The sequence below is a fragment of the Paraburkholderia sp. 22099 genome (assembly GCF_052045835.1).
Lineage (GTDB): Bacteria > Pseudomonadota > Gammaproteobacteria > Burkholderiales > Burkholderiaceae > Paraburkholderia > Paraburkholderia terricola.
Genome location: NZ_JBQEPU010000002.1, coordinates 43,649 through 64,980, shown reverse-complemented (window position 1 = coordinate 64,980; position 21,332 = coordinate 43,649). Strand labels below are relative to the sequence as shown.

Annotated in this window: 18 protein-coding genes; 5 read left to right on the top strand and 13 right to left on the bottom strand. The window is 64.1% G+C overall.

Features of this window, described 5'->3' with window-relative positions:
• Positions 1-11 precede the first annotated feature (11 nt).
• Positions 12-1,403 carry a CoA transferase gene (locus ACTJLC_RS02540; protein WP_440843227.1) on the top strand — a complete coding sequence of 464 codons (1,392 nt, stop codon included), beginning with the start codon at positions 12-14 and terminating at the stop codon, positions 1,401-1,403.
• Between the two features lie 91 nt (positions 1,404-1,494).
• Here ACTJLC_RS02540 and ACTJLC_RS02535 read toward each other — a convergent pair whose 3' ends face one another.
• Complete coding sequence (locus ACTJLC_RS02535) at positions 1,495-2,241, bottom strand: GntR family transcriptional regulator (RefSeq protein WP_073427014.1); 747 nt, start codon at positions 2,239-2,241, stop codon at positions 1,495-1,497.
• A gap of 223 nt (positions 2,242-2,464) precedes the next feature.
• Here ACTJLC_RS02535 and ACTJLC_RS02530 point away from each other — a divergent pair, with 223 nt between their 5' ends.
• Positions 2,465-3,310, top strand: coding sequence for an aldo/keto reductase (locus ACTJLC_RS02530; protein WP_440843226.1), 846 nt, complete (start codon positions 2,465-2,467; stop codon positions 3,308-3,310).
• Positions 3,311-3,352: 42 nt separating this feature from the next.
• On the opposite strand, the gene ACTJLC_RS02525 is transcribed toward ACTJLC_RS02530, so the two are convergent.
• The 11 genes from ACTJLC_RS02525 to ACTJLC_RS02475 all read right to left on the bottom strand — a co-directional run bounded on the left by ACTJLC_RS02525 (position 3,353) and on the right by ACTJLC_RS02475 (position 16,110).
• The gene (locus ACTJLC_RS02525; protein ID WP_114163108.1) at positions 3,353-3,859 is read right to left on the bottom strand and encodes a Rap1a/Tai family immunity protein; all 507 of its coding nucleotides are present in this window, start codon (positions 3,857-3,859) and stop codon (positions 3,353-3,355) included.
• Between the two features lie 77 nt (positions 3,860-3,936).
• Positions 3,937-6,120: an ABC transporter ATP-binding protein gene (locus tag ACTJLC_RS02520; RefSeq protein WP_440843225.1), complete on the bottom strand. Its 2,184-nt coding sequence runs from the start codon at positions 6,118-6,120 to the stop codon at positions 3,937-3,939.
• The gene (locus ACTJLC_RS02515; protein WP_440843224.1) at positions 6,117-6,986 is read right to left on the bottom strand and encodes an ABC transporter permease; all 870 of its coding nucleotides are present in this window, start codon (positions 6,984-6,986) and stop codon (positions 6,117-6,119) included. The genes ACTJLC_RS02520 and ACTJLC_RS02515 overlap by 4 nt, the downstream gene beginning before the upstream one ends.
• The gene (locus ACTJLC_RS02510; protein ID WP_073427019.1) at positions 6,983-7,993 is read right to left on the bottom strand and encodes an ABC transporter permease; all 1,011 of its coding nucleotides are present in this window, start codon (positions 7,991-7,993) and stop codon (positions 6,983-6,985) included. Before ACTJLC_RS02510 ends, ACTJLC_RS02515 begins: the two co-directional genes overlap by 4 nt.
• A gap of 77 nt (positions 7,994-8,070) precedes the next feature.
• Positions 8,071-9,753, bottom strand: coding sequence for an ABC transporter substrate-binding protein (locus ACTJLC_RS02505; RefSeq protein ID WP_440843223.1), 1,683 nt, complete (start codon positions 9,751-9,753; stop codon positions 8,071-8,073).
• 313 nt (positions 9,754-10,066) lie between these two features.
• Entirely contained in the window at positions 10,067-11,086 is a 1,020-nt protein-coding gene (locus tag ACTJLC_RS02500) for a HoxN/HupN/NixA family nickel/cobalt transporter (protein ID WP_440843222.1), read from the bottom strand.
• 29 nt (positions 11,087-11,115) lie between these two features.
• On the bottom strand, positions 11,116-11,631 hold the full coding sequence (locus tag ACTJLC_RS02495; protein WP_073427021.1) for a cupin domain-containing protein: 516 nt from the start codon (positions 11,629-11,631) through the stop codon (positions 11,116-11,118).
• A 177-nt stretch (positions 11,632-11,808) separates the two neighbouring features.
• Complete coding sequence (fusA, locus tag ACTJLC_RS02490; protein ID WP_073427022.1) at positions 11,809-13,914, bottom strand: elongation factor G; 2,106 nt, start codon at positions 13,912-13,914, stop codon at positions 11,809-11,811.
• A 301-nt stretch (positions 13,915-14,215) separates the two neighbouring features.
• On the bottom strand, positions 14,216-14,719 hold the full coding sequence (locus ACTJLC_RS02485; RefSeq protein ID WP_073427023.1) for a DUF192 domain-containing protein: 504 nt from the start codon (positions 14,717-14,719) through the stop codon (positions 14,216-14,218).
• A 145-nt stretch (positions 14,720-14,864) separates the two neighbouring features.
• Entirely contained in the window at positions 14,865-15,071 is a 207-nt protein-coding gene (locus ACTJLC_RS02480; RefSeq protein ID WP_073427024.1) for a hypothetical protein, read from the bottom strand.
• Positions 15,072-15,540: 469 nt separating this feature from the next.
• Positions 15,541-16,110: a pseudouridine synthase gene (locus ACTJLC_RS02475; RefSeq protein WP_073427025.1), complete on the bottom strand. Its 570-nt coding sequence runs from the start codon at positions 16,108-16,110 to the stop codon at positions 15,541-15,543.
• Positions 16,111-16,444: 334 nt separating this feature from the next.
• Between ACTJLC_RS02475 and icd the strand changes: the two genes are divergently transcribed.
• Complete coding sequence (gene icd / locus ACTJLC_RS02470) at positions 16,445-17,701, top strand: NADP-dependent isocitrate dehydrogenase (protein ID WP_073427026.1); 1,257 nt, start codon at positions 16,445-16,447, stop codon at positions 17,699-17,701.
• Between the two features lie 202 nt (positions 17,702-17,903).
• Here the strand turns inward: icd and ACTJLC_RS02465 are convergent, their stop codons facing one another.
• Positions 17,904-18,110, bottom strand: a complete 207-nt coding sequence (locus ACTJLC_RS02465) for a cold-shock protein (protein WP_007180614.1) — start codon at positions 18,108-18,110, stop codon at positions 17,904-17,906.
• Between the two features lie 549 nt (positions 18,111-18,659).
• Here ACTJLC_RS02465 and clpS point away from each other — a divergent pair.
• Together clpS and clpA are read left to right on the top strand one after the other, a co-directional pair.
• Positions 18,660-18,974, top strand: coding sequence for an ATP-dependent Clp protease adapter ClpS (gene clpS / locus ACTJLC_RS02460; RefSeq protein ID WP_028197902.1), 315 nt, complete (start codon positions 18,660-18,662; stop codon positions 18,972-18,974).
• The gene (gene clpA / locus ACTJLC_RS02455) at positions 18,971-21,268 is read left to right on the top strand and encodes an ATP-dependent Clp protease ATP-binding subunit ClpA (protein ID WP_073427027.1); all 2,298 of its coding nucleotides are present in this window, start codon (positions 18,971-18,973) and stop codon (positions 21,266-21,268) included. Before clpS ends, clpA begins: the two co-directional genes overlap by 4 nt.
• Positions 21,269-21,332 lie beyond the last annotated feature (64 nt).

Below are 21,332 nucleotides of genomic sequence, written 5' to 3'. Positions count from 1 at the left end.
GGTGCAACGACATGACGCCTGAACTCGCGCTCGAACATATCTGGACCGTCGCGGGATGCGACCCGGCGGCGCTTCGTTCGGTCTCGCTGACCGGCGCCGATCCGGGCCTGCCGTCGGTCTATCGGGTCGGCACGCTCGCCTCGGCGACCATCGCCGCGACCGGCCTCGCGGCGGCCGAATACCGGCGCTTGCGTAGCGGGCGCGGGCAACACGTCACGGTCGAGATGCGGCGCGCGCTAGCGTCGTTTCGCAGCGAACGCTATTTGCGCATCGACGATGGGCCGCCGCCCGCCTTGCGCGATCCGGTGACGGGCTTCTACGAAACGCGAGACGGCCGCTGGATTCAACTGCATACGAATTTCGCGCATCACTTGCACGGCGTGCTGAAGGTGCTCGGCTGCGAGAACGATCGCGCCGCGGTGGCCGAGGCGATTCGCGGCTGGGATGGCGCGGCGCTCGATCAGACGCTCGCCGACGCGGGCTTGTGCGCCGCGCTGATCCGCTCGCCCGACGAGTGGGCCGCGCTCGACCAGGCGAAAGCGATTGCGGGACTGCCGTTGTTCGAGATCGAGCGTATCGGCGACGCGCCGGCCGAGCCGCCGCGAGAGGGCGGCGCGGATCGTCCGCTGACGGGTGTGCGCGTGCTGGACCTGTCGCGCATCATTGCGGGGCCGGTGGCCGGACGGGCACTCGCGCAGCACGGCGCGGACGTGTTGATGATCAACGGGCCGCACTTGCCGAACATCGCGCCGCTCGTAATCGACAACGGACGCGGCAAGCGTTCGGCGCTGCTCGACCTGCGCGACGCGGCTGGACGCGACACCTTACGCGGACTCGCCGGCGACGCCGATGTGTTCTTGCAGGCGTATCGCCCCGGCGCCCTGGCGGCGCGAGGCTTCGGTCCCGACGATCTGGCGCGCGTGCGGCCCGGAATCGTTTATGTGTCGGTCTCAGCCTACGGGCACGAGGGACCTTGGGCTCGTCGGCGCGGGTTCGACAGTCTCGTGCAGTCGGCAAGCGGCATCGCTTTCACTGAACGCGAGGCGGCAGGCGCGGATGAGCCCCGGCACCTGCCGTGTCAGGCGCTGGACCACGCGACCGGCTATCTGGCTGCCTTCGGCGCGATGGCCGCGCTGGCCCGACGCGCCACCGAAGGCGGCAGTTGGCATGTCAGAGTCTCGCTCGCGCAGACCGGCCGATGGTTGCAGTCTTTTGGCTTGCTTGCCGACGGCTGGAAAACGCCTGACGTTTCCATCGACGATGTGCGGGATTGTCTCGGGACCGTGCAATCCGAATTCGGCCATGTTCTGGCCGCGTTGCCCGCTGAGCGCCTCGATGAAACGCCTGCTTTTTTTGCGCTGCCGCCGGCGAGGGTCGGCGCTCACGAGGCCAAATGGGTATGACGCTTGATTGACGGTTCGGCGCTTCGCGGGCGGCGTCGCGCCAGTCGGCATGACGGTGCGCTTGCCCGCAAGCGCCTCGAAGTCACAACGCTTACTTCCTCAACTCCGCCACGAAATCGTAGTAATCGTTGCGGCAGTACGTGTCGGTCAACTCGATCGCCCGCTGATCGGCGGTGTAGCCCACGCGCGTGATCAACAGCAGCGCCTCGTTGGGGGCGATGCTCATCTGCTGTGCGATTTCGTCGCTCGCGTTCACCGCGCGAAAATGTTGCAGCGCGCGGACGATCGTCAGTCCGCGATTTTCCAGGAACGTGTACAGCGAGTCGCCGATCGCCTGCGGATCGGGAATCACCGCGGCAGGGAACGTGGAATTCTCCACCGCCATCACGATGCCGTCGGCCAGACGCAAGCGCCGCAGCCGGGTCACCGCCGCCGCCGGCGACAAACCGAGCTGAATCACTTCATCGCGGTTAGCCGGCGAGATTTCGCGCGACAGCCACTTCGAACTCGGCGTAAAACCGCGCCGCCGCAGCATTTCGCTAAAGCTCGACAAACGCGACAGCGGATCTTCGTAGCGCGGCGTGATGAAACTGCCCGCGCCTTGGGTGCGCCGGATCAAACCCTGCTCGACCAGTAACGCAATCGCCTTGCGCGACGTGATGCGCGAGACGCCGAGCGCCTCGGACAACACGCGCTCCGAAGGCAGCGCTTCGCCCGCGTTCCAGCGGTTCTCGTGAATCGCCGTGCCGAGCTTGCGAGCGAGTTGCAGATACAGCGGCGTGTCGTTTTCCGGGTCCGGGCGCAGATCGCGCCAGCGGTCTTCCGAGGCAGAGGTCATGGGGCTCACGCAAGAAGGGCAAGCGGCAATTCTAAGACATCGGCGCGCCGTTGTTATAGCGGGCTTTTGCCTGGTGGCCGATGCGAGAGCCGGGCAACGGCTAAACTCGTCGCTATGATTTCCGTAGCATGCGGCGTGAGCGTTCGCGTGAGCCGCTGCATCTTCATACGCATTCGGACCACGCCTTACCGTCCATTCAATTCAGCCACTTCAAGGAGTCAGCATGAAGAGCGAGATCGCAAGCGTGAGCCTGCCCGACGGCGAGCGCATTCCGAAACTGGGGCAGGGCACCTGGGAGATGGGTGAACAGCCGGCGCGCCGAGCCGCTGAAATCGCCGCGCTGCGCTGCGGCGTCGACCTGGGCATGACGCTGATCGACACCGCCGAAATGTACGGCGACGGCGCGACCGAATCGCTGCTTGCCGAAGCACTGGCCGGGTTGCGCGAGCAGGTGTTTCTGGTCAGCAAGGTGTATCCGCACAACGCGAGCCGGCGCGGCGTGATCGCGGCCTGCGAACAAAGTCTCAAGCGCCTGAAAACGGATCGGCTCGATCTGTACTTGCTGCACTGGCGCGGCTCGGTGCCGCTCGCCGAAACCGTCGAGGGGTTCGAGGCGCTGCGCCGCGCCGGCAAGATCCGCCATTGGGGCGTCAGCAACTTCGACACCGACGACATGGAAGAACTGCTGGCCACGCCGGGCGGCGACGCGTGCTCGACCAATCAGATTCTCTACAACGTCGCGCGCCGCGGGGCCGAATTCGATCTGCTGCCGTGGCTCGCCGCGCGCAAGATGCCGACGATGGCTTACAGCCCCGTCGATCACGCCCGTTTGCCGAAACACTCGCCGCTCGACGACATCGCGGGTGCGCGCGGCGTTTCGGTTGTTCAACTGGCGCTCGCGTGGGTGCTGCGCGATCACCGCGTGTTCGCGATTCCGAAGGCGGGCCGCGTCGAGCACGTGCGTGCCAACCACCTTGCTTCGCAACTGCAACTCGATGCGGGCGAACTCGCGGCTATCGACGCTTACTTCAAGCCGCCGCGCGGCAAGCGTCCGCTGGAAATGCTTTGATGAGCGCGGCCCAACGTTGAGCGGCTCGCCGCGCGCGCGTTATCAATTGCAACTGTGATGCATGTGCACGGAACCCAGCACGGCGACTTCGGCGGGCGTGTGCTTGAGCGAGTCTTCGTTGACCTGGGCGGCGTCCGCGACGAATTCCTCGACGATCGACGACACCTGCGCGTTGCGCAAACAGAGCGACACACGCTGCGTTTCATTGGCCGGCAGCGACACGCGCTGACCGAGGAACAGCACGCCGTACTGATAGCCGTGGATGATGCCGCGGATCGCGCCGACGCATTGGCCCTGCGCGACGTTGTCGTTTTTCTTCTTGCAGGTTTGCACGAGCGAGTAGGCGGAAAAGCTGGGATCGACCGGCGGTGCCGCTTGCGACAGCGTTTGTGGCAGCGGCTGCGCGGCTTGCGCCGGGGTTTGCGCGGGTGCGGGTGCCGGAGGTTGCGCCGCGGTTTGCGCATGAGCGAGCGATGCGAGGCCGAGAGCGGCGGCCATCACGAGGCCGGTGGCCGCGCGCGCGGCAAGGCGGGGGACGTTTCGTTGCATGTTGTGGTGCCCTCATATCGAACGTTGAATCTGATATGAGGCAATCGCGCCGGTTTGGTTCCGGTCAGACGTAGGCGCTATTCGTTGCGCGCGGCGCTTTCCGATGGATTTCCCGAGCCGTCGCCGACCTTGCCTGCGTCGTCGCGTCTTGAGGCGGCCTGCAGGACGCGCAATTCATCGACGGGGATATGGCAGCGGATGCGATGCGTGGTCCGTCGACCCGCGTCGCCTGAGCCGGACCCCGCCTCGAGAAACGGCGGGTCTTGCTGCTCGCAGATCGCGCCGAGCTTGCGCGGACAGCGCGTATGGAATACGCAGCCGGACGGCGGCGACGCCGCGCTCGGCAGGTCGCCGGACAGGCGGATGCGCGCGCGGTTTGCGCGAGCGTCGAGCGTCGGCACGGACGACAGCAGCGCTTCCGTATAAGGATGCTGCGGCCCGTCGAACACGGCGGCGGCCGGCCCGATTTCCAGCAGCCTGCCGAGGTACAGCACCGCGATGCGGTCCGACAGATAGCGCACCACGTGCAGATCGTGCGAGATGAACACATAGCTCACGCCGCGCTCGCGTTGCAGATCGGCGAGCAGGTTGAGAATCGCCGCCTGCACGGAGACGTCGAGCGCGGAAGTCGGCTCGTCGCATACCACCACGCGCGGCTCGCCGGCAAACGCGCGCGCGATCGCCACGCGCTGCTTGAGCCCGCCGGACAGTTGCCGCGTGCGTGAGCCGAGGTAGCGTTCGGGCAGGCGCACAGCCGCCGTCAACGTGGCGAGCCGTTCGTCGATCGCGGGGCCGCGCAGCGCGGTGAGGCGCGACAACGCGCGGCCGATCAGCCGCTTCACCGAATGCGCGCGATTGAGCGCCGAGTCGGGATTCTGGAACACGATCTGCAATGACTTGACCTGCTCGTCGTTGCGTCGCGTGACGCGCGCGGCGAGCGGCGCGCCGTCGAGTTCGAGCACGCCGCCGGCGTCCGGTGCGAGCAGGCCGAGCAGCAGTTTCGCGAGCGTCGTCTTGCCGCTGCCCGACTCGCCGACGAGGCCCAGCGTCTCGCCGCTCGCCAGGTCGATCGAGACATTGTCCACCGCGCGCAGCGGCGCGCCGGATACGTGGAACGTCTTCGACAGTTTTTCCGCGCGCAGCACGATGTTCGTGCGGCCGCCGTTTGTCGCTGTCGCGGCATGACCATGCTCCGCCAATGCCTCGGCGCTCGCGCGCGGCAACTCGATCGCGCGTTCGTGGTAATGGCAGCGCGACATCTGATCGCCGTGCGCGGCGCTCACCCGATACGGCGGCGGCGCTTCGCGGCGGCAACGATCGTCGGCGAGGCGGCAGCGATCCGCGTAAATGCAGCCTTGCGTGACCGAGCCCGGCGAGGGCAGACTGCCCGCGATCGTATCGAGCCGCTCGGTGTCCTTGCTGCGCCCCGTGGTCGGCAAGCAGCGCAGCAATCCGACCGTATAGGGATGGCGCGGCCGCGCGAACACATCCTGCGTCGCGCCTTCCTCCACCAGCTTGCCCGCGTACAGCACGCCGACGCGCTCGCACATCCGCCCGATCACCGCGAGGTTATGGCTGATGAAGAGCACGGCCGTGTCGAGCTCCTCGCGCAACTGCGCCACGAGGTCGAGCACTTCGGCTTCGACGGTGGCGTCGAGGCCGGTGGTCGGCTCGTCGAGAATCAGCAGCGCGGGGTTCGAGGCGAGCGCCATCGCGATCACCACGCGCTGCTGCATGCCGCCCGACAACTGATGCGCATAGCTGTCCATCACGCGCTCGGGCGCGGCGATGCGCACGCGCTTCAGCATGTCGAGCGTGCGCTCCACGGCTTGCTCGCGCGAGACGCCGGCGGCCTCGAACGCTTCGGTCACCTGGCGCGCGATCGTCAGCGATGGATTCAGCGCGCGCCCCGGGTCCTGGTAGACCATCGAAATCGCGTTCGCGCGCATCGTGCGCAACGCGTCGGCGTCGAGCTTGTGCACGTCCTTGCCGGCGATCACGATCTTGCCCGCCTTCACCTTGCCGTTGCGCGGCAGATAGCGCAGCGCCGCCATTGCGACCGTCGATTTGCCGCATCCCGATTCGCCTACCAGACCATACGCCTCGCCGCGACGCACGCGAAACGAGACGTCTTGCAGCACTTCGCGATCGCGTCCGCGCATCCGGTACGTGACCGTCAGGCCGACGACGGTCAGCGCATCCGTGCGGTCGCTCTTCGACACGTCGAAGGCGGGGAACGAGGCGGGCGGCGGGCCGTTCATCGGTCGAGCACTCCTTGCACGCTGTCGGCGATCAGGTTCACGCCGACCACCAGACTGGCGATTGCGCCGGCCGCGAACACCACGGTCCACCACGCGCCGCCCGCCATCAGCGTGTACGACTCGGAGAGCGCCAGTCCCCAATCGGCTGAAGGCGGCTGAATGCCGAAGCCGAGGAACGACAGCGTGGCGACCGCGAAGATCGCATAGCCGAGCCGCACGGTCGCCTCGACGATGATCGGCGGCAGCACGTTCGGCAGGATCTCGGCGAACATGATGTACGGCGCGCGTTCGCCGCGCAGTTGCGCGGCGGCGACGTAGTCGAGATGCCGTTCGGCGAATACGGCGGCGCGCACGGTGCGCGCGGTGATCGGCGTGAAGGTGACGCCGATCACGAGAATCACGGTGAAGTTCGACGCGCCGACCGCGGCGAGCGCGAGCAGCGCGACGATCACGAGCGGCAGCGCGAGCACGGCGTCGATCGCGCGGCCGACCACGTTGTCGACCCAGCCGTCGAAGTAGCCGACGATCAAGCCGAGCGCGGTGCCCGCCAGCGTGCCGAGCAAGGTGGCGAGCGGCGCGATGGTCAGGATGTCGCGCGCGCCGACGATCACGCGCGAGAACACGTCGCGGCCCAGTTGATCGGTGCCGAACCAGTGCGTGCGATCGGGCGGCATCAGCGAGTTGAGCGGATCGGATGCATACGGATCGATCCGCACGAGCCATTGGCCGGCGATTGCGCAGACGATCCACCAGCCGACGATCAATACGCCGATCACGAAGGTCGGCGAGCGCAGCAGCACGCGCAACTGATCGAAGCGCGGCTCGGCGACGGCACGCGGCGCGGCCGGCGGAACGATGGTGCTCATTCGGCGCTCCTTACTCGCAGCCGCGGATTGAGCAGCACGTGCAACGCGTCGGCGACGAGATTGGCGACGGTGTAGACCACGCCGATGGTCAGCACGCCCGCTTCGAGCATCGGGAAGTCCTTCGCCTTGGCGGCGTTGTAGATCAGCGAGCCGATGCCTTGATAGTGGAACAGCGTCTCTACGACAACCAGGCCGCCGATCATGTAGCCGAGCTGCGTGGCCGCCACGGTGATGGTCGGCAGCAGCGCATTGCGCAACACGTGCCGCCAGATCACGATGCGGCGCGGCAGGCCCTTGAGGATCGCGGTGCGCGTGTAGTCGGCGTCGAGCGCCTCGACGGTGCCCGCGCGCGCCATGCGCGCGATGTAGCCGAAGAACACCAGCACCAGCGGCAACACCGGCAGGATCAGATAGCGCAACTGTTCGAGCGCGCCGGCGTCGGGCGGATACGACGCCTCGATCGGCAGCCAGCGCAGCCACACGCCGAACACCAGGATCAGCACGATCGACGAGACGAATTCCGGCACCACCGTCGCCGACAATCCCACGATGCTGATCGTGCGGTCGAGCCAGCGCCCCGCGTGCATCGCCGACCACACGCCGCCCGCGATGCCGAGCGGCACGACGACGATGAACGCGAGCAGCCCGAGCTTGGCCGAATGCGCGAGCGCGTCGGCGATGAACGGCCCGACCGGCTCACGGTACGCATACGAGAGCCCCATGTCGCCGCGCACGAAATGCGAGATCCACTCGATGTATTGCGTCATTAGCGGACGGTCGGCGCCGAGTTGATGATTGAGCGCGGCGACCGCGCGCGCGTCGGCAAGCGGGCCCAGCACCGCGCGGCCGATGTCGCCGGGCAGCAGCTGGCCGCCCGCGAACACGATCACCGAGAGCAGCCACAGCGTGATCAACGACAAGCCGACGCGCGTCGCCAGAAAGCGCGCGACGCGGCCCGCGTTGCCGTTCGAGCCGGGGGAGGCGGAAGGGGTCACCGTGGTCGACATCGTGATCTCCAGCCGGGGAAGCACCGTGCGCTCATGCGTTCGAGCGCTTCTACGTCAAAGCGCATCTGCGTTCGACATCACGCGCTCAGCACCGCGCGGTCGAAATACAGTTGCGCGATCGCGGTGAAGCGCACGCCGTTCACGCCCTTGCGCATCGCGATCAGTTGATCGTAGAAGAACGGAATGATTACGGGCGTTTCGTCGAGCAACAGCGTCTGAATCTGTCCGGCGATTTTCTTCTGCGAGCCGAGATCGATCGCCGCGACGAATTGCGCGACCAGTTGATCGTATTGCGGATTCTTGAAGTGCGCGGCGTTCCACGTGCCGTTGCTGGTGAGCGGCGCGTTCAGGAAGACGTTCGGCACGCCGCGATGGCCGTAGTCGGTAATGCCGAGCGGCGAGTCCAGCCAATCCGATTTGCCCGGCGTGCCCGCGCCGTAATACAGCGACTGGCTCTCGACCTTCAGATTGATGCGCACGCCGATCGCCTTCGCCGCGTTCTGCACGACGACCGCGAGATCGGGAATCTCCATGTATTTTTCGGTGGTGAGCGTGACGTCGAAGCCGTTCGGCACGCCCGCTTGCGCGAGCAGTTGCCTGGCCTTCGCGACGTCGATCCTGCGTTGCGCGACCCCCGCATCCGATGACGGAAACACTGGCGCGAACGGACTGTCGTTGCCGAGTTGCGCGCGGCCCTTGAACAGGCCACGCACCAGCAGGTCGCGATCGAGCGACAAGGCCAGCGCCTGGCGCACGCGTTTGTCCTTGAACAGCGGACTGTCGGTGCGCATATGAATCTGCCGATGCGCGCTCGACTTCACGCCCATGGTCTTGAAGTCCGGATTGTTCAGGATCGCCGCGCCGCCCTGCACGGTGAAGGTGCCCATCACGTCCGCCTGATGACCTTGCAAGGCGAGCAACTGCGCCTGCTGGTCGGCGTAGAACGAGAACTGCACGCGCTGCGGCAACGCTTTTTCGCCCCAGTAGTCGGGGTTGCGCACGAACGACGCGCCGACCTTCGGCTGATACTTTTCGAACTTGAACGGACCCGTGCCGATGAAGCTCTTTTCATAACCGCCCGCGTAGCTCGCGGGCAGAATCACGGCGTTGTAATTGTCCGAGGATACGTAGTAGGGGAAGTTGCCGTTCGGCGCGTCCAGATGAAACGCGATCGTGTGGTCGTCGACTACCCTGGCGCCGCCTTTCGACAGCACGCCCTTGAGCACCGATAGCGCCGCCGATCCGCTGGCCGGATCGGCGAGGCGATCGAAGGTGGCGGCGACGTCTTTCGCGGTGAACGGCTGGCCGTCGTGGAATTTCACATTCGGGCGCAGCTTGAAGGTCCACACGTCGCCCTTGTCATTCGGTTTCCACGAGAGCGCGAGCGCCGGTCTCAGCACGCGCTTTTCGCCGTCGTCGTCGATCAGGAATTCGCCGGTCTGGTTCAGCAGCGCGAGGCTCGCGGCGTCCGTCACGGTGAGCGGATCGACGGCGCCCGCAGGTGTCAGGTGAGCGACGCGGATCGTCTGGTTGGAGGGGCCCGGTGTGCCCGATGTGCCCGATGTGCCTTGGGCGCGCGCATGCGGCGCACTCAGCACACCGCCGCCCGCCAGCGACAAACCGATCACGCTTGCATAGCGCAGCAGTTCGCGGCGCGTGATGCGGCCGGCGAGGCATTCGTCGATGGCGTGGTTGCCGTAGGTGTCGGCGGAGTGGCGGGCTAGGTCGAGATCGGGAAAGCGGTCCGCGGGAGTCTTCATCGAGGGAGTATCCAGTCCGTTCTGTTGCCGGTTCTGAAGCGCCGCGCCGAACACGCGCGACAGGGCGATGACGCAAAAGCGGCTTCAGTGTAAGCGATTGACCGCGGATTCGGAGCGCCCGGAGTGGCGCCGGGTTCCCGATTGGCGGATAAAGGGGCGGGTGTGTATCGTCATCGCAACGTTCCGCGAAGCCATCGAGCAAGTTGCGAAGTTCCTGGCCGGCGAATGGCGATGGCGGCCGATGCGCTAACGGATGAACCGCCGACATCACGACGACATCCTTACCGGTCACACCACGTGCGACGAGTTGGATTTACCGCGCCACGGCGTTCGGACGCCGCCAGCGGTGAAACAGCACGGAGCCGATCCAGCACGCCATGAAGCTCGCGACGATGCCGTAGCCGAGCACGCCGAAGCGCGCGTTCACGCTCGCCACCGCGTCCCATGCGCCGCCGTTCAAGCCGAGCTTGTCCGACAGCAGGCCGAGCGCTTCCACGCCGCCGATCGCGATCGCCACCACGGCCGAGACGAACGTGATGCTCGCGTTGTAGTAGAGCTTGCGTTTGGGGTCGTCGAGCGCCCAGCCGTAGGCATGGACCATCAGCACGTTGTCGGTGGAATCGACCAGCGTCATGCCCGCCGTGAAGAGCGCCGGGAACACGAGAATCGAATAGAGCGGCAGACCCTTGCCCGCTTCGGACGCGGCAATCGCGAGCAGCCCGATCTCCGTCGCGGTGTCGAAGCCGAGGCCGAACAGCACGCCGACGGGGTACATGTGCCAGCTTTTCGTGACGAGCCGGAACAGCGGGCGCAATGCGCGCGACAGCAAGCCGGCGGGGACGATCGTCTGGGTTGTTTGAGCGAGCGGTTCGCCGCCGGATTGGACGTGCCGATAGCGGCGCCATACGTCGCGCAGAATCACGAGGTTCACGCAAGCCAGCACGAGCAGAAACACCGACGACACGAGCGTGCCGATCGTCCCGCCCACCGCCTTGAAACTTTCCAGGTGTCCGTGCAGCGAATGCGCGGTCCACGCAATGCCGAGCGTCGCCACGATCACGATCGTCGAATGACCTAGCGAAAACGCGAGGCCGACGCCGAGCGGCCGCTTGCCTGCCTGCATCAGCTTGCGCGTGACGGCGTCGATCGCCGCGATGTGGTCCGCGTCCACCGCGTGGCGCAGGCCGAAGCCGTAGGCGAGCATCGCGGTGCCGAGCAGCAGCGGATAGTCGCGCAACGCGATCAGCGCCCATGCCCACGCGCCGAGGTTGGCGGCGATCAGCACGGCGTACAGCGTGAGGAGGCGAGGGCGCAGCGAAGCGGTCGGCGTCATGAGTCGCGTGAACAAGGCATGAAGAAGGATTAGTGATCGTGCGGATGCTTGTGAATCGGATCGACCCAGTAGACCGTTTCCGGCGCCTCGACGGCGTCGATGTTCAGATTCACCACTACCGCTTCGTTGTCGCTGCGCACCAGCACGCATTCGAGCGGCTCGTCGGTGCTGGCGTTGATTTCCTGATGCGGTACATAGGGCGGCACGAAGATGAAGTCGCCGGGACCGGCCTCGGCGGTGAATTCGAGATGCTCGCCCCAGCGCATGCGGGCCTGGCCGCGCAGCACGTAGATCACGCTTTCGAGCGCGCCGTGATGATGCGCGCCGGTCTTCGCGTTCGGATGGATCGTGACCATGCCGGCCCAGATCTTTTGCGCGCCGACTCGCGCCGCGTTGATCGCGGCCGCGCGATTCATGCCGGGCGTTTGCGCGGTGTTGCTGTCGAGCTGATCGCCCTTGATGACCTTCACGCCATGCTCGCGCCAGTCGACGGGCGGCGCGGGTTGTTCGTCGTTGTAGTGCGGATGTTCGTGGTCGTGGCTCATGACGTGTCTCCTGATTGGCGAATGTCCTGTGGGGACGCGACGCCGTCCGGCATTCTTGCACGGTCAAAAACGTTGCGTGTGGCCGGGCGGTTCGAGCGGCGTCGTGGGATAAAAAAAGCCCGTCCACAGGGAACGGGCTTTCGTGCTTGCTTGCATGGCGATACGGCGTGGCGGTGCTTACTTGTGCTTCGCGTTGATCACGGCCTCGGCCACGTTGTTCGGCGTTTCAGCGTAGTGCTTGAACTCCATCGTGTATGTGGCGCGGCCTTGCGTGGCCGAGCGCAGCGAGGTCGAGTAGCCGAACATCTCCGCGAGCGGCACTTCCGCGCGCACCAGCTTGCCGCCGCCGCCGGCGATGTCTTCCATGCCTTGCACCATGCCGCGGCGGCTCGACAGATCGCCCATTACGTTGCCCATGAAGTCTTCGGGCGTTTCCACCTCGACGGCCATCATCGGTTCGAGCAGCACGGGCCTGGCCTTGCGCATCGCTTCCTTGAACGCCATCGAGCCGGCCATGCGGAACGCGTTTTCGTTCGAGTCCACGTCGTGGTACGAACCGAAGGTCAGCGTGACCTTCACGTCGACCACCGGATAGCCCGCCAGCACGCCGGCCTTCAGCGTTTCCTGGATGCCCTTGTCGACCGCCGGAATGTATTCGCGCGGAATCACGCCGCCCTTGATCGCGTCGACGAATTCGTAGCCCTTGCCTTGCGGCGCCGGCTCCAGCGTGAGGACCGCATGGCCGTACTGCCCGCGGCCGCCCGACTGCTTGACGAACTTGCCCTCGACGTCCTCGACCTTGTTGCGCACCGTTTCGCGGTAAGCCACCTGCGGCTTGCCGACGGTGGCCTCGACGCCGAATTCGCGCTTCATCCGGTCGACCAGGATTTCCAGGTGCAGCTCGCCCATGCCGGAGATGATGGTCTGGCCGGATTCCTCGTCCGTCTGCACGCGGAACGACGGGTCTTCCTGCGCGAGACGGTTCAGCGCGATGCCCATCTTTTCCTGGTCGACCTTGGTCTTCGGCTCGACGGCCTGCGAAATCACCGGCTCGGGGAAGATCATGCGTTCGAGAATGATCACGTGCGCCGGGTCGCACAGCGTGTCGCCGGTGGTCGCTTCCTTCAGGCCGACCGCCGCGGCGATGTCGCCCGCATAGACTTCCTTGATTTCCTTGCGCTCGTTCGCGTGCATCTGCAGGATCCGGCCGAGGCGCTCCTTCTTTTCCTTGACCGCGTTGTAGACGGTGTCGCCCGAATTCACCACGCCCGAGTAGACGCGGAAGAAGATCAGTTGCCCGACGAACGGGTCGGTCATGATCTTGAACGCGAGCGCGGAGAACGGATCGTCGTCTTTCGGATGACGCTCGATTTCGTTGTCGTGCTCGTCGTGGCCGGAGATCGCAGGCACGTCGACCGGCGACGGCAGATAATCGATCACCGCGTCCAGCATCGCCTGCACGCCCTTGTTCTTGAACGCGCTGCCGCACAGCATCGGCACGATCTCGTTGGAGATGGTGCGCACGCGAATGCCGTGCTTGATTTCCTCTTCGCTCAGCGTTCCGCCATGCAGGTACTTGTCGAGCAGTTCTTCGCTGGCTTCCGCCGCGGCCTCGACCATCTTGTCGTGCCATTCCTTCGCGGTGGCCGCGAGTTCCGGCGGGATGTCCCGATACTCGAATTTGATCCCCTGGTTCTCTTCGTCCCAGTAAATCGCCTTCATCTTCACGAGATCGACCACGCCCTGGAAATGATCTTCCGCACCGACCGGAATCTGGATCGGCACCGCGACGCCCTTCAGACGGTCGCCGATCTGCCGCTGCACGCGGAAAAAGTCCGCGCCGACGCGGTCCATCTTGTTGACGAACGCAATGCGCGGCACCTTGTACTTGTTTGCCTGGCGCCACACCGTTTCGGACTGCGGCTGCACGCCGCCGACCGAGTCGTACACCATGCAGGCGCCGTCGAGCACGCGCATCGAGCGTTCCACCTCGATCGTGAAGTCGACGTGACCCGGCGTGTCGATGATGTTGATGCGGTGCTCGGGGTAGTTGCCGGCCATGCCTTTCCAGAAAGCGGTGGTGGCCGCCGACGTGATGGTGATGCCGCGCTCCTGCTCCTGCTCCATCCAGTCCATCGTCGCCGCACCGTCGTGAACCTCGCCGATCTTGTGGGTCACGCCGGTGTAGAACAGGATGCGTTCAGTAGTGGTGGTTTTGCCGGCATCGATGTGAGCGCTGATGCCGATATTCCGGTAGCGCTCGATGGGAGTCTTGCGGGGCACGTGAACCTCCTTGGAATGGCGCGCCTGAAACGCTGGCCGGGCGGCAGCCTGTGCTGCCCGGAGAGCTTGAGTGCTGCTTTTGCTAAGAATACTAGGATAGCGCGTCGGCCCGTCTTTTGCAGGAATCTTGCCAGCCGGTTGGGAACGCCTGCCGGCGGGGCTTCGGCCCATTCAACAGCGGTGCGGCGCCGCCGGCGCACCTGGCCACGCCAATGAAAAAGCCGGCGCCTGGTGAAGGCGCCGGCTTTTCCGGAAAAGCGGCGGGCGAGGCGGTGGCGTTGGCCGCCGTGGCCGCCTGAAACTATTGCGCGGCCGGCAAGCCCTGGATTTTCATCCCCGGTTTGATGCCTTTCGACGTGAACCAGCCCTTGCTCATTTCCAATGCATACACGCCGTTGTTCTTCGGGCAGTGATTGTTGGTGGTCTCGGCCTGCATCTCGTCGATATCGGTGACCGTGCCGTCGGCGCGGATGAACGCGATCGACAGCGGGATCAGCGTGTTCTTCATCCAGAAGCAATGCACGGCGTTCTCGTTGAAGACGAACAGCATGCCTTCGTTCGGCGCGAGGCTCGTGCGGTACATCAGGCCTTGCTCGCGGTCCGCATCGTTGGCGGCGACGGCGGCGTCGATCACGAACATGCCCGCGGTCAGCTTCGCGCGCGGGAAGTCGCCGGGCTGCTTCGCGCCGGCCGGTATCGGCTGCGCGTGAGCGGGGGCGGCGGTGGCCGCAAGCGTTATCGCGGCGAGCGGCAATGCGACGGCAACGGCGAAACGCGCAACCAACGAGCGCATGAAAAATCGCACGGCATGACTCCTTGCTGGAAATTAACCCGCGAATGTTACGCGAGCGCGTCAAAAACAAAAAGGCAGAAAGCCTTGCGGCGATCTGCCTTTCAACGCCGTAAGAACGGCAATGAAGCTAGTTCTTGACTGCGTTTTTACAACAAACTTACTCCGAAGCGGCCGAAGCTGCAGCAGCAGCCGATGCTGCCTTCTTGTGCGACTTCTTGTGAGCGTGCTTCGTGGTCTTCTTTGCCGACGAAGCTGCTGCTGCCGGAGCTGCCGAAGCGGCTGCCGGAGCTGCCGGTGCCGAAGCTTGTGCGAATGCTGCCGTTGCGAAGAGGCCAGCGACCAGAGCGGCGATCAGTTTGTTCATTTTGAAATCCTCAGCTTTAGTTGATTAACCCAATGACCCGGTTATATGAGAGTCATGTCGGTAAACGTGCCATCCACCTTTCGGTTGACATGCGCATCGAACAAATTTTCCGACGCGTCTGCCTAGCGCTCAGACTCCCTGCGCTTCACCGCGAGAGCGGCTTGCACAAAGGCCCTTAGGGCTGAATGCCGGATAGCTTCGGGCGGCATCTGCGTCGAATAACGCGTGAGCTCGCGCACCGGTTGACGCGAATTTCGTGGAAAGTTTATTAGCGGATGTATCGATGCGAAGGCCTGCTGCCGCATGGCGGCGCATGCGATTGTTTCACGCGTTTTTCATCATGGTTTCACGCGTGCTTTTGGCTACCGATACAACGGCTTGGCTTCCACAACGGCCTGGCTTTTCTTTGCCGCCATCGAGCGCGGGCGTTGATGCGCAACCGTGCGATTTGTCGCGCAGGGCGAGGCGTTCAAACGACGCCGTCCCACGGCGCCTTCGGCGGCAATTCGACGCTTTCGCCCGGTTGAAGTCCCAGCGAAAAAATGTCGAGCGCGCCGACGCCGACGCGCACGAGACGCAAGGTCGGAAAGCCGACCGCCGCGGTCATGCGTCGCACCTGGCGGTTCTTGCCTTCGGTGATCGAGAGTTCGAGCCACGTCGTCGGGATTGCGGCGCGAAAGCGGATCGGCGGCGTGCGCGTCCAGAGCGAGTCGCCCGGTTCCACGTACTCCGCGCGGCAGGGCCGGGTGACGTAATCGCCGAGATCGACGCCGCGCGCCAGCTTCTTCAACGTGGCCGCGTCGACCGCGCCTTCAACTTGCGCCCAGTAACGTTTGACGAGCTTGTGACGCGGCTCGGCGATGCGCGCTTGAAGCGCGCCGTCGTCGGTGAGAAGCAGCAGTCCCTCGCTGTCGGAATCCAGCCGTCCCGCCGGATAGACGCCCGGCACCTTGACCCAGTCGGCCAGCGACGCGCGCGTTTCATGCGGCGAGAACTGACAGATGGTGCCGAACGGTTTGTTCAGAGCAAGAAGACGCATGGGGAATCGATGAAGGGCGAGTTGCGCGGGCCGCGGCGCAAGCCATCGTTCAGGCCTCGTGCGCCGCTGCTTCAGTCGCGAATGGCGGGATCATAATGCATAAGCGCTGACGGCAAGTTCGTGGTCTTATGTAAGAGATGAGCGCGGCGTCCTCGCCGGCCGGCCTTGCCGCCATGTTGGAAAACCCCGAGCCGTCGCGGCCTCGTTGCGGCATCCGTGTGGGCTAGAATAGCGGCCAGGCCGCTTGCGGGCGTCCGGCATTGCGCGTAGCGAGGAGCGCCCATTTTCGCAGTCTCCCATCAGCTTTCAGCACAGCCTTCACTGGAGTCCGATCATGCCGTATCAGCACATCAAGGTTCCGACCGGCGGTGACAAGATCACCGTCAACGCCGATTTCTCGCTCAACGTTTCCGACCAGCCGATCATTCCGTTTATCGAAGGCGACGGCACGGGCGTCGATATCACGCCGGTGATGCTCAAGGTCGTGGATGCCGCGGTGGAGAAAGCATACGCGGGCAAGAAGAAAATCCACTGGATGGAAATCTACGCCGGCGAGAAGTCGACCAAGGTGTACGGCCCGGACGTGTGGCTGCCCGAAGAGACCTTGCAGGTGCTCAAGGAATATGTGGTGTCGATCAAGGGGCCGCTCACCACGCCGGTGGGTGGCGGCATCCGTTCCCTGAACGTCGCGCTGCGCCAGGAACTGGACCTGTATGTGTGCTTGCGTCCGGTGCAGTATTTCAAGGGCGTGCCTTCGCCGGTGCGTGAGCCCGAGAAAACCAACATGGTGATCTTCCGCGAGAACTCGGAAGACATCTATGCCGGCATCGAATGGCCGGCTGAATCCGAGCAGGCCAAAAAGGTCATCAAGTTCCTGCGCGAGGAAATGGGCGTGAAGAAGATCCGCTTCCCGGAAACGTCGGGGATCGGCATCAAGCCGGTGTCGCGCGAAGGCACGGAGCGTCTGGTGCGCAAGGCGATCCAGTATGCGCTGGACAACGATCGCCGCTCGGTCACGCTGGTGCACAAGGGCAACATCATGAAGTTCACGGAAGGCGCGTTCCGTGACTACGGTTATGCGCTGGCGCAAAAGGAGTTCGCGGCGGAACTGATCGACGGCGGTCCGTGGATGAAGATCAAGAACCCCAGGACGGGTGGCGACGTGGTGGTGAAGGACGTGATCGCCGACGCGTTCCTGCAGCAGATCCTGCTGCGTCCGGCTGAATACGATGTGATCGCCACGCTGAACCTGAACGGCGATTACGTTTCGGACGCGCTCGCCGCGCAAGTCGGCGGTATCGGCATCGCACCGGGCGCGAACATGTCGGATTCGGTCGCGATGTTCGAAGCCACGCACGGCACCGCGCCGAAGTATGCGGGCAAGGATTACGTGAACCCCGGCTCGGAAATTCTTTCGGCGGAAATGATGCTGCGGCACCTCGGCTGGACCGAGGCGGCGGACCTGATCATTAAGTCGATGGAAAAATCGATCCTGCAAAAGCGGGTGACGTATGACTTCGCCCGTCTGATGGAAGGTGCGACCCAGGTGTCGTGTTCCGGGTTCGGACAGGTGCTGATCGAAAATATGTAAGCCGCTCGCCAGGCTGATCCGGCTTGCATCGATTAACCCGGCGCCGCGAGGCGGCCGGGTTTTTTTATGCGCCGGTGCCGGGAAAAGCGACCAGTCACCCGTTATTTGGGACGTCTCGTGCCGCCAGCACGACGGCCATCACGGCGCCCAAAAAAAGAAACCCGGCACGAAGCCGGGTTTCAAAGGACGGGATCGAGCAGTTTCAGGCAGGTGCCTGGATGTTCGATGCCTGTTTGCCTTTCGGGCCTTGCACGACCTCGAAGGTCACCTTTTGACCTTCCTTGAGGGTTTTGAACCCATTCATCTGGATGGCCGAGAAGTGTGCAAACAGATCCTCACCACCCTCGTCAGGCGTGATGAATCCGAAACCTTTTGCGTCATTGAACCATTTGACCGTACCAGTTGCCATTCCAACTTCCCCTGTAACTCATGTCACTACCACGAGCCCTCGAAAAGCTCGACGACCGCGCGATGCAGCCGCTCCCTCCTCACAAGCTCACCATCGGCATTTTTTCGAAATTATGGCTCAGTGAAAAAAGTGCCAGCTTGATTGTTGGGGCTCTTTATTCGAGTGTCAAGAAAATTTTGAGACGCCGTTGCCGCGTTGCAAACACGGCACTTTCCAGGGTTTTTCCCGCTTCCGTTGTGTGCGCTGGCGCAAGCGGGCGGTCTTGAAAAGTCGCATAATCGACTCACCTGCTGTTCAGCGGTCGCCCGGCGCCAGCCGGCTTGGGCGAGTCCCAGCCGGTCACGGCAGGTTGTGCGATACTCGATCCGACTGCGGCGCAACACAGCCGCGACGCATCACTGGATAGGGGCCGGCTCCGCAATCGGCTCGTCGAATGACGCACGCGTGAAGGGCGATTTCCCATCATGCGGTAGCGAACGGGCTCACCGGCCGCACGTGGCCGGGTTTTGACAGGATTGCGGGCCTGTCCTAGTTGTTTAGAATGGGTGTATGGCGATTATCCCGGACAAGCAGGACAGCACCGTACTGGAGCGGCAGGAGAAAAAGCTCAAGCCGCCGTCCATGTACAAGGTGGTGCTGCTGAACGACGACTTCACGCCAATGGAATTTGTCGTGATGATCGTGCAGGAATATTTCAATAAAGATCGTGAAACCGCAACACAGGTTATGTTGAAGGTGCATCGCGAGGGCAGGGGAGTTTGTGGGGTCTATACGCGGGACATCGCGTCGACCAAAGTCGAGCAAGTCGTTACCCACGCACGGCAGGCCGGGCATCCGCTGCAGTGTGTGATGGAGGAAGCATGATTGCCCAGGAACTGGAAGTCAGCCTGCACATGGCGTTCATGGAAGCACGCCAGGCGCGGCACGAGTTCATAACGGTCGAACACCTTTTGCTGGCACTGTTGGACAATCCGACGGCGGCGGAGGTGTTGCGTGCATGCGCGGCCAATATCGAGGATCTGCGCCAGAACCTGCGCAACTTCATTCATGACAACACGCCTACCGTGCCCGGCACGGACGACGTGGACACGCAACCCACGCTGGGTTTCCAGCGTGTGATCCAGCGCGCGATCATGCATGTGCAATCCACCTCGAACGGCAAGAAGGAAGTGACCGGCGCGAACGTGCTGGTCGCGATCTTCGGCGAGAAGGATTCGCATGCGGTGTACTACCTGCAACAGCAGGGCGTGACGCGGCTGGACGTGGTGAATTTCATCTCGCACGGTATCGCCAAGACCAGCAGCACCGACGCCGCGAAAGCGAGCGACGCGAATGCCGAGTCCGACGACGCCGCCGCGCAGAAGGAAACGCCGCTCGCCCAGTTCACGCAGAACCTGAACCAGATGGCGAAAGACGGCCGCATCGATCCGCTGATCGGGCGCGAGTCGGAGGTCGAGCGCGTGGTGCAGGTGCTGTGCCGGCGCCGCAAGAACAATCCGCTGCTGGTCGGTGAGGCGGGCGTCGGCAAGACGGCGATCGCCGAGGGCCTTGCCTGGCGCATCACGCGCGGCGAAGTGCCGGACATTCTGGCGGACGCGCAGGTGTATTCGCTCGACATGGGCGCGTTGCTCGCCGGCACCAAGTATCGCGGCGACTTCGAACAGCGTCTCAAGACGGTTCTCAAGGAATTGAAGGAACGTCCGCACGCGATTCTGTTCATCGACGAAATTCATACGCTGATCGGCGCGGGCGCGGCTTCCGGCGGAACGCTGGACGCTTCGAATCTGCTGAAGCCGGCGCTCTCGTCGGGCACGCTCAAGTGCATCGGCGCGACGACCTTCACCGAGTATCGCGGCATTTTCGAAAAAGACGCGGCATTGTCGCGCCGGTTCCAGAAGGTCGACGTGACCGAGCCGACCGTCGAGCAGACGGTGGCGATCCTGCGCGGGCTGAAGTCGCGTTTCGAGGAGCATCACGGCGTGAAGTACTCGTCGGGTGCGCTGTCGGCGGCGGCTGAGTTGTCGGCGCGCTTCATCACGGATCGGCATCTGCCGGACAAGGCGATCGACGTGATCGACGAAGCGGGCGCGGCGCAACGCATCCTGCCGAAGTCGAAGCAGAAGAAGACCATCGGCAAGAACGAGATCGAGGAAATCATCTCGAAGATCGCTCGCGTCCCGCCGCAAAGCGTGTCGCAAGACGATCGCAGCAAGCTGCAAACGCTCGACCGTGACCTGAAGAGCGTGGTGTTCGGGCAAGACCCGGCTATCGACGCGTTGTCGGCCGCGATCAAGATGGCGCGCGCGGGTCTCGGCAAGCTCGACAAGCCGATCGGCGCGTTCCTGTTCTCCGGTCCCACGGGCGTCGGCAAGACCGAAGTGGCGAAGCAACTGGCGTTCACGCTGGGAATCGAACTGATCCGCTTCGATATGTCCGAATACATGGAACGTCATGCGGTCAGCCGGTTGATCGGCGCGCCGCCGGGCTATGTCGGATTCGACCAGGGCGGCTTGCTGACCGAAGCCGTCACGAAGAAACCGCATTGCGTGTTGCTGCTCGACGAAATCGAGAAGGCGCACCCGGACATTTACAACGTGCTGCTGCAGGTGATGGACCACGGCACGCTGACGGACAACAACGGCCGCAAGGCGGATTTCCGCAACGTCATCATCATCATGACGACGAATGCGGGCGCCGAGGCAATGGGCAAGTCGGTGATCGGCTTCACGAATCGCCGCGAAACCGGCGACGAAATGGTCGACATCAAGCGCATGTTCACGCCGGAGTTCCGTAACCGTCTGGACGCGACGATCAGCTTCCGCTCGCTCGATGAGGAAATCATCATGCGCGTGGTCGATAAATTCCTGATGCAACTGGAAGATCAGTTGCATGAGAAGAAGGTCGATGCGCTCTTCACCGACGCGTTGCGCAAGCATCTCGCCAAGCACGGTTTCGATCCGTTGATGGGCGCACGGCCAATGCAGCGTCTGATTCAGGACACGATTCGTCGCGCGCTCGCCGACGAGCTGCTGTTCGGCAAGCTGATGAACGGCGGCCGCGTTTCGGTGGACGTGGATGCGGAAGACAAGGTGCAGTTGACCTTCGACGAGCATCCGGCGCCGCGCAATCCGAATCCGGAAGCGGTCGAAGTCGAGTAACGTTCAGTCGGATTAGTAGTGACCCAATAGTAGTGACGCAAAAAACGGCGCGGGCTCAAACCCG

What these genes read in the sequence shown, in the direction of transcription:
- ACTJLC_RS02540 (WP_440843227.1), top strand. Translation starts at nt 12, where the DNA reads ATGACGCCTGAACTCGCGCTCGAACATATCTGGACCGTCGCGGGATGC.
- ACTJLC_RS02535 (WP_073427014.1), bottom strand. Translation starts at nt 2,241, where the DNA reads ATGACCTCTGCCTCGGAAGACCGCTGGCGCGATCTGCGCCCGGACCCG.
- ACTJLC_RS02530 (WP_440843226.1), top strand. Translation starts at nt 2,465, where the DNA reads ATGAAGAGCGAGATCGCAAGCGTGAGCCTGCCCGACGGCGAGCGCATT.
- ACTJLC_RS02525 (WP_114163108.1), bottom strand. Translation starts at nt 3,859, where the DNA reads ATGCAACGAAACGTCCCCCGCCTTGCCGCGCGCGCGGCCACCGGCCTC.
- ACTJLC_RS02520 (WP_440843225.1), bottom strand. Translation starts at nt 6,120, where the DNA reads ATGAACGGCCCGCCGCCCGCCTCGTTCCCCGCCTTCGACGTGTCGAAG.
- ACTJLC_RS02515 (WP_440843224.1), bottom strand. Translation starts at nt 6,986, where the DNA reads ATGAGCACCATCGTTCCGCCGGCCGCGCCGCGTGCCGTCGCCGAGCCG.
- ACTJLC_RS02510 (WP_073427019.1), bottom strand. Translation starts at nt 7,993, where the DNA reads ATGTCGACCACGGTGACCCCTTCCGCCTCCCCCGGCTCGAACGGCAAC.
- ACTJLC_RS02505 (WP_440843223.1), bottom strand. Translation starts at nt 9,753, where the DNA reads ATGAAGACTCCCGCGGACCGCTTTCCCGATCTCGACCTAGCCCGCCAC.
- ACTJLC_RS02500 (WP_440843222.1), bottom strand. Translation starts at nt 11,086, where the DNA reads ATGACGCCGACCGCTTCGCTGCGCCCTCGCCTCCTCACGCTGTACGCC.
- ACTJLC_RS02495 (WP_073427021.1), bottom strand. Translation starts at nt 11,631, where the DNA reads ATGAGCCACGACCACGAACATCCGCACTACAACGACGAACAACCCGCG.
- ACTJLC_RS02480 (WP_073427024.1), bottom strand. Translation starts at nt 15,071, where the DNA reads ATGAACAAACTGATCGCCGCTCTGGTCGCTGGCCTCTTCGCAACGGCA.
- ACTJLC_RS02475 (WP_073427025.1), bottom strand. Translation starts at nt 16,110, where the DNA reads ATGCGTCTTCTTGCTCTGAACAAACCGTTCGGCACCATCTGTCAGTTC.
- icd (WP_073427026.1), top strand. Translation starts at nt 16,445, where the DNA reads ATGCCGTATCAGCACATCAAGGTTCCGACCGGCGGTGACAAGATCACC.
- ACTJLC_RS02465 (WP_007180614.1), bottom strand. Translation starts at nt 18,110, where the DNA reads ATGGCAACTGGTACGGTCAAATGGTTCAATGACGCAAAAGGTTTCGGA.
- clpS (WP_028197902.1), top strand. Translation starts at nt 18,660, where the DNA reads ATGGCGATTATCCCGGACAAGCAGGACAGCACCGTACTGGAGCGGCAG.
- clpA (WP_073427027.1), top strand. Translation starts at nt 18,971, where the DNA reads ATGATTGCCCAGGAACTGGAAGTCAGCCTGCACATGGCGTTCATGGAA.